Source organism: Kitasatospora sp. NPDC056531, assembly GCF_042794375.1.
Taxonomy (GTDB): Bacteria; Actinomycetota; Actinomycetes; order Streptomycetales; family Streptomycetaceae; genus Kitasatospora.
This window is the reverse complement of sequence record NZ_JBHTTU010000201.1, coordinates 1-5,204: the sequence shown is the minus strand read 5'-3', so window position 1 is coordinate 5,204 and position 5,204 is coordinate 1. Positions and strand designations below refer to the sequence as shown.

Sequence of the window (5,204 nt, the reverse complement as noted above, 5' to 3'; positions counted from 1 at the left end):
AGCGGCGAACACCGCCGACTCCTCCAACAGACCCGCAGCCATCCCCGCCCACTGCGACCCCTGCCCCGGGAACACGAACACCGTACGGCCGGCGGTTCGGCCCTCACCGGCCTCGCCCACCACCGTCCCGGCCGCCCCGGTTCCCTCGGCGATGCTCCGCAGACCGGCCAGTGCCCCCGCCCGGTCGCGCGCCACCACGACACCGCGGTGCTCCAGCGCTGCCCGGCCCGTCGCCAGCGAGAACGTCGTGTCCACGTCGCGCAGGTCGGCGGAGCCCTCGACGAACGCCGCCAGCTGCGCCGCCTGGGCGCGCAACGCTGCCGCCGACTTCCCCGACAGCACCCACGGCACCACCGGAAGCGTGGACCCGTCAACGACCTCTTCGGCCGGCTCCTCCACCGGAGCCTGCTCCAGGATCACGTGCGCGTTCGTGCCGCTCACCCCGAAGGAGGAGACGGCGGCGCGCCTGAGTTCGTCGCCCGCCGCCCACTCCACCGGCTGGGTGAGCAGCGACACCGCGCCCGCCGTCCAGTCCACCTGCGGGGTGGGAGCGTCCACGTGCAGGGTGCGCGGCAGCACCCCGTGGCGCATCGCCATCACCATCTTGATCACACCGGCGACACCCGCGGCAGCCTGGGTGTGGCCGATGTTCGACTTGACCGAGCCGAGCCACAGCGGACGGTCCGCCGCGCGGTTCTGCCCGTAGGTCGCCAGCAGCGCCTGGGCCTCGATCGGGTCGCCGAGCTTGGTGCCGGTCCCGTGCGCCTCGACGGCGTCGACCTGGTCGGCCGTCAGGCGGGCGTTGGCCAGGGCGGCCCGGATCACCCGCTGCTGGGAGGGCCCGTTGGGCGCGGTCAGGCCGTTGGAGGCACCGTCCTGGTTGACGGCGCTGCCGCGGACGATCGCGAGCACCGGGTGCCCGTGGCGGCGGGCGTCGGAGAGCCGCTCGACCAGCAGCATGCCCACGCCCTCCGAGAAGCCGGTGCCGTCCGCGCCCGCCGCGAAGGACTTGCAGCGGGCATCGGGGGCCAGGCCGCGCTGGCGGGAGAACTCCACGAACATGCCGGCGCTGTTCATCACCGTCACACCGCCGGCCAGCGCCATGGTGCACTCGCCCTGGCGCAGCGCCTGCACGGCCAGGTGCAGGGCGACCAGCGACGAGGAGCAGGCCGTGTCGACCGTCACCGCCGGCCCCTCCAGGCCGAACGAGTAGGAGATGCGGCCCGAGGCGACACTGGCGGAGCTGCCGGTGCCGAGGTAGCCCTCCACGCCCTCGGGTATGGCGTTCAGCCGCGAGGCGTAGTCGTGGTAGATCACGCCGGCGAAGACACCGGTCCGGCTGCCGCGCAGCGACAGCGGGTCGATCCCGGCCCGCTCGAACGCCTCCCAGGACGCCTCCAGCAGCAGCCGCTGCTGCGGGTCCATCGCCAGCGCCTCACGCGGGCTGATGTCGAACAGTCCGGCGTCGAACTCCTCGGCGTCGTAGACGAATCCGCCCTCGCGCACGTAGGACTTGCCGGGCCGCTCCGGGTCCGGGTCGTAGAGGTCGTCCCAGCCGCGGCCGGTCGGGAACTCCGAGATGGCGTCGCCGTCGTCGGCCAGCAGCTGCCACAGGTCCTCGGGGCCACGGACCCCGCCCGGGAGGCGGCAGCTCATCGAGACGATCGCGATCGGCTCGTGGTCCTTCTCCTCCAGCTCGTGGACCCGTCGGCGCGCCTGCTGCAGATCGGCGGTCGCGAACTTCAGGTATTCGCGGAGCTTGTCCTCGTTTGCCACTTTATGTCAACTCCTTCAAGCGAAAGGGGTGTTCCACCGCTGGGTTCAGGAATTCCGGAATCCGTCGAGAACCGAGAAGAGTTCGTCGTCCGTTGCCGAATCGATGCTGCTCTCCTCGAGCGCCGTACTCGTCGAATCCACGGAGCTACCCCACTTCGCGAGGAGCTTCTTCAGTCGGGTGGTGATTTCGGTGGCGGCGCTGCCGCCGGGTTCGAGCGCGGCCAGGGCGGCTTCCACCTTGTCCAGCTCTGCCAGTCCGGGTGCCCCGGCGTCGCCGTCGACGGCGCCGATCGTCGCGGACACGTGGTCGGCGAGCGCCACCGCCGTCGGGTAGTCGAAGACCGAGGTGGCCGGCAGGCGCAGCCCGGTGGCCGCGTTGAGCCGGTTGCGGATCTCGACCGCGGTCAGCGAGTCGACGCCCATGTCCAGGAAGCCCCGGCGGACGTTCAGCGCCGTCGGGCCGTCCAGCCGCAGCACGGCGGCCACGGTGGTGCGGACCAGGTCGAGCAGGGCCCGGCTGCGCTCCGCCTCGGAGGCGCCGACCAGGCGCTGCCGCAGCGCGGCCGCCGCGTCAGGGTTCGCGTCCGAGGAGGCCCGGCGGGCGGAGGCCCGCACCAGGCCGCGCAGCAGGGCGGGGACCTCGGAGGCGCCGGTACGCACCCCGGCCAGGTCGAGCCGGGCCGGCACCAGCAGGGCATCTCCGGTCGCGCAGGCGGCGTCGAAGAGCTCCAGGCCCTCCTGCGACCGCATCGCGACCAGGCCGCCGCCGGTGATGCGGCGGATCTGGGTGCCCTTCAACTGGCCGGTCAGACTGCTGAGTTCAGCCCAGAAGCCCCAGGCGAGCGAGACGGCGGGCAGGCCCTGGGCCTTGCGGTGCTGGGCGAGCGCGTCCAGGAACGCGTTGGCCGTCGCGTAGTTGCCCTGGCCCGGGGAGCCGAAGGTGCCGGCCACCGCGGAGAAGAGCACGAAGGCGGACAGGTCCAGGTCCCGGGTGAGCTCGTGCAGGTGCCAGGCGGCGTCGACCTTCGGCCGCAGGACGGTGTCGAAGCGCTCGGGGGTGAGCGACTCGATCACACCGTCGTCCAGCACACCTGCCGTGTGCACCACCCCGGTAAGGGGGGCATCGGCCGGAACCCCAGCGAGCAGAGCCGCAAGAGCCTCGCGGTCGGCGACGTCGCAGGCCGCCAGCGTGACCTGGGCGCCGGCCTCGGTCAGCTCCGCGACCAGCTCGGCCGCGCCCGGGGCAGCCTCGCCACTGCGGCTGGCCAGCAGCAGGTGACGCACGCCGTGCCGGGCCACCAAGTGACGGGCCACCAGGGCGCCCAGAGTGCCGGTCGCACCGGTGACCAGCACCGTCCCCTCGGGACCGAAGGCCACCTTCGCGTCCTCGGCAGCCACACCCGCAACGCGCGACAGGCGCGGCGCGAACGCCGTACCGCGGCGCAGGGCGACCTGCGGCTCGGTACCGGCCACCGCGAAGGGCAGGACGTGCGAGGCATCCTCGCCGTCGACGTCCAGCAGGACGATCCGCCCCGGGTGCTCGGACTGCGCCGAACGCACCAGCCCCCAGACCGAGGCCGCGGCCAGATCAGCGACGTCCACGCCGGGCTCCACCGCGACCGCCCCCCGGGTCACCAGCACCAGCCGGGAGTCGGCCCACCGCTCATCGGCAACCCACGCCTGCACCACCGCCAGCACCCGGGCCGCCGTCTCGCGGACACCCGCGATCGGGTCCTCCATGCCGACGGCTATGGGAAGCAGAACCGTCCCAGGGACCTCCGCCCCGGCATCGATCTTGTCGGCCAGCGCCGCCAGGTCCTCGAACCGGTCACCGGCCAGACCACCCAGGCCCGCGGGCACCTCGCCCAGCCAGGCCCGGCCGGCCGACATCGCACCCGCGTCGGGCACCCGCAGCTCGGTCCAGTCGATCCGGAACAGCGAGTCCCGGCCGGCGCCGCGGGCCGCCCGCACCTGGTCCAGCGTGATCGGTCGGGAGAGCAACGACTCCACCGAGATCACCGGGGTACCGGCGATGTCCGCCGCGTGCAGGGACATCGCGTCGGTGCCCGTGGGGGCCAGCCGGACCCGCAGGGTCGTGGCGCCGACCGCGTGCAGCGACACACCCGACCACGCGAACGGCAGCCGGCCCTGGCCCTCCTGCTCCATCGCGCCCAGCGCCACCGCGTGCAGCATCGAGTCGAACAGGGCGGGGTGGATGCCGAAGCGGGCGGCCTGCCCGTGCTCCTCGGCGGGCAGGGCGACCTCGGCGAAGACCTCCTCGCCCCGGCGCCACGCGGCCCGGACGCCTCGGAAGGCCGGGCCGTAGGTGAACTCGCGCTCGGCGAACCGCTCGTACAGGTCCGTCACGTCGAGGGCGACGGCATCCCGCGGCGGCCAGACCATCAGATCGGGCGCGGCGGCACCGGCGGCAGCGACTGCCGCGGCGGCGGCCTCGGTGGCCAACGTGCCGGTGGCGTGACACACCCACGCACCCGCCAACTCCTCGTCCGCACCCTCCTCGTGGATGCGCGAATGCAGGCTGAGCGAGCGGCGGCCGGTGCCGTCCGACTCGCCGACGGCGAGCTGGATCTGGACACCGCCACGCTCGGGCACCACCAGCGGCGCCTCCAGCGTCAGCTCCTCCACGTGCTCACAACCCGCGCGCTCACCGGCGCGCAGCGCCAGCTCCAGCATGCCCGTGCCCGGCACCAGGACCGTGCCGGCCACGGCGTGGTCGGCCAGCCAGGGGTGGGTGCGCAGGGACAGACGGCCGGTGAAGAGCAAGCCGTCACCGCCCGCCAGCGCCACCGCCGCGCCGAGCAGCGGGTGGTCGGCCGAGCCGAGACCGGCGGAGACCACATCGCCCACGCCATCCGCCGGGGCATCCAGCCAGTAGTTCTCGTGTTGGAAGGCGTAGGTGGGCAGGTCGACCCGCTGGGCGCCCTGGCCTGCGAAGAGCTGCCGCCAGTCGACGGTGACGCCGTGGACGTACGCCTCGGCGAAGGAGGCCAGCAGCCGTTCCAGGCCGCCCTCCTCACGCCGCAGCGTGCCCACCGCCAGCACCCGGCCCGCGTCCACGCCCGCACCAGCGGCCTCGGCGGCTTCGGCGGTGTCCTGGATGCCCATCGTGAGCACCGGATGCGGGCTGGCCTCGATGAACGCCTGGTGCCCCTGCCCCAGCAGGAAACCCACCGCCTCCTCGAACCGCACCGTCTGGCGCAGGTTGCGGTACCAGTACTCCGCCCCCAGATCACCCGCCGTCACGTCAACCCAACCGCCGTGCACGGTCGACAGGAACGGAACCCGCGGCGCGACCGGCGCCACCGGCGCCAGCACCTCCAACAGCTCCTCCCGCAGCGACTCCACATGCACCGTGTGCGAGGCGTAGTCCACCGGAATCCGACGGGCCCGAACGCCCCGCGCCTCCC

The 5,204-nt window shown here is 73.6% G+C and carries 2 protein-coding genes; both read right to left on the bottom strand.

From position 1 onward, the window contains the following. Nucleotides 1-1,776: type I polyketide synthase (locus tag ACFQ87_RS44105; RefSeq protein WP_380616691.1), on the bottom strand; the 1,776-nt coding region annotated here is incomplete at its 3' end. A 45-nt stretch (nucleotides 1,777-1,821) separates the two neighbouring features. Then, nucleotides 1,822-5,204: SDR family NAD(P)-dependent oxidoreductase (locus ACFQ87_RS44100; RefSeq protein WP_380616690.1), on the bottom strand; the 3,383-nt coding region annotated here is incomplete at its 5' end.